The sequence below is a fragment of the Candidatus Krumholzibacteriia bacterium genome (genome assembly GCA_035649275.1).
GTDB lineage: Bacteria > Krumholzibacteriota > Krumholzibacteriia.
In genome coordinates this window covers 1-2216 of record DASRJW010000002.1, presented here as the reverse complement: position 1 = coordinate 2216, position 2216 = coordinate 1, and the positions used below count along the sequence as shown (strand labels likewise).

The 2216-nt window shown below is 68.5% G+C and carries 1 protein-coding gene; it reads right to left on the bottom strand.

What is annotated here, in order from left to right; genetic code table 11:
• Window positions 1-21: 21 nt before the first annotated feature.
• Window positions 22-1839, bottom strand: a complete 1818-nt coding sequence (locus VFE28_00025) for a cytochrome c peroxidase (protein ID HZM14359.1) — start codon at window positions 1837-1839, stop codon at window positions 22-24.
• Window positions 1840-2216 lie beyond the last annotated feature (377 nt).

Below are 2216 nucleotides of genomic sequence, written 5' to 3'. Positions count from 1 at the left end.
CGCTCCCAACGGGTCCAGCGTTTAGCGGAGCACAGAAACCTTCTGCCGCACCTCCCCACCAGGGCCGGCGAGGCGCACGAAGTAGACGCCATTCCCGACCTCGCGACCGGCGTCGTCACGGCCGTTCCAGCGCAACGCCTGCGGTCCGGCGCCCAAGGGCGCCACGATCGTGCGTACCCGCCGGCCGGCAGGATCATGCACCTGGAGCACCACGCTGCCCGGATGAGGCAGTTCGAAATGGAACGCCGTCGCTCCCGCCATGGGGTTGGGCCAGGCGACGAGGCGCGTGAGCGCACCCGACTCGAGCTTGGTGGGAACGAACCGAGCTTGTTCCGCAGCGCAACAGCAGCCCTGGAACTCGGCCACGGGCATGCCGCTCGGGACGCTCGCCGGGAGCAGAGCGCAGAGGTTCTCCGGCAGAGCGCGTGGATCGAGCAGTCCGACGCTCACGAACGCCACCAGGTCGTCGATCTGCTTCGCCGTGAGCGAGAGCGGCGTCGCGAGCCGCGAGTCGAGCCGGGCCAAGACCGGGTCGAGGGGTCCGAGGCGGTGCAAGTCCGCGTCGACGCCGGCGGCTGCGGGATTGTAGGCACGCGCCGAGGCCACGGCGTCGAGATGGTGCACGATCGCCAGCCGCAAGTCGGTGAACGAGCCGTTGTGGAAGAAGGCGGGCTGCACCGCCACGCTACGCAGTGGCGAAGTGCGGAACTTGTAGCGGTCGGCGGGGTCACCGCTGATCTGCTCGGCGCCGAAGTCCTCGTCCCCTCCCGGACCGTCGAAGATGATGTTCCCCGTGCCGACGCCGAAAACCGGGGCGAGCTGCGGGATGCCGAGGACGTGGTTCTCGAAATCGCTGAACATCTCGTTGGCGCCGCCGGCGACGGCGTGGCAGTCGACGCACCCGGCAGTGGTGAAGAAGAGCAAGGCGCCACGCTTCTGCGGCATGGTGAGGGCATGGAGCTCGCCGCGGGCGTAGCGGTCGATCGGGGCGTTGGCGAAGGTGAGCGAGGTTTGGAACTCGGAGATGGCCTTCGCCACCATCCCGATGGTGATGCCACCCTCGGGCAGCGGTACGCCGCCGTTGAAGAGATCGCCGAACAGGGCGCGGTAAGCGGGCGTGGCGTTGAAGCGCGCCACCACGGCAGCGCGGATGGGCTCGTTGCGGAAGCCGCTCCCATCCGCCGGCGGCAGGGCGGAGCCGTGGCCGTCATCGAAGGCATCGAAGAGCGGGCCGATGCTCCCCGCGGTGCCGGTGAAGCCCGCCATCTCCACGAGCTCCGTTTGCGGGATGTGTCCTTGGGCGGCGAGCAGCGTGCGTACGTCCGGGTCGTTGGCCGGGAAGCGCGTCACGCCCTCCGGGGGCGGGAAGCCGAAGCCCTGGGAGTTGTCGAAGGGATCGCCCGAGAGGGCGACGAAGCGTCCGTTCAGCATCAGCTTGGGGAAGAAGGCGCTGTTGATCACCTGCGGCGCGCGCCGCTGGTTGCGCGGACCGGCACGGTCCGGCCCGACGATGAGGTTGTTGTCCACGCCGATGGCCATGGACTGGGAATCACCGAAGCCGAAGGCCGGACTGTGACAACCGGCACAGGAGTTGTCGCTGTGCAGACCTTGGATGGGGTCGAAGTAGACCAGCCGCCCGAGATCGGCGAGGTCACGATCCAGGGGCCGGCCGAGGCGAGCTTCGAGAGTGGCCTCGATGTTGCCGGTGAATCCTGCTTCCTCGAGGGCCGCTTGCAGAGCCACATCGACCTGTGAGCGGGGCCCCCGTGCTGTCTCCCTGTCGGCGTGCAGCGCCGCAGGCATCACGATCAAGGAGAAGGCGACGCAGGCGAGAAACAAGACCGACGGGTTCCCTCCGTGAGCGCGCCGAGAACGCGCCACAGGAATAGCTGTGCTAGGCATGGGAAACCTCCCGAATGGAGCACAGCGGAGAGAAGTGCTAAGAGCCGCAGCCTAGGCACTCCAGCCGACGGGGGTCAAGAATGAAGGTGAGTGCTGGCGCCGATGGAGTGCGCAATCACTGCGCGCGCCGCGGAAGTGCGCGCTGGAGGCCGGCGACGGAAGGACGCTCGTTCGAAGCGGGCTTGCGTTGGCAGCGGCGGTCGCGCCACCGCGGCGGGCGTCGAAGAGGGGCCGCCGGTGGGGCAATGCCCGCCGGCGGCCCTGGACACCCACTCAGGAACCGATCTTGCCGCCGCTCTTGTTCAGGATCTTCT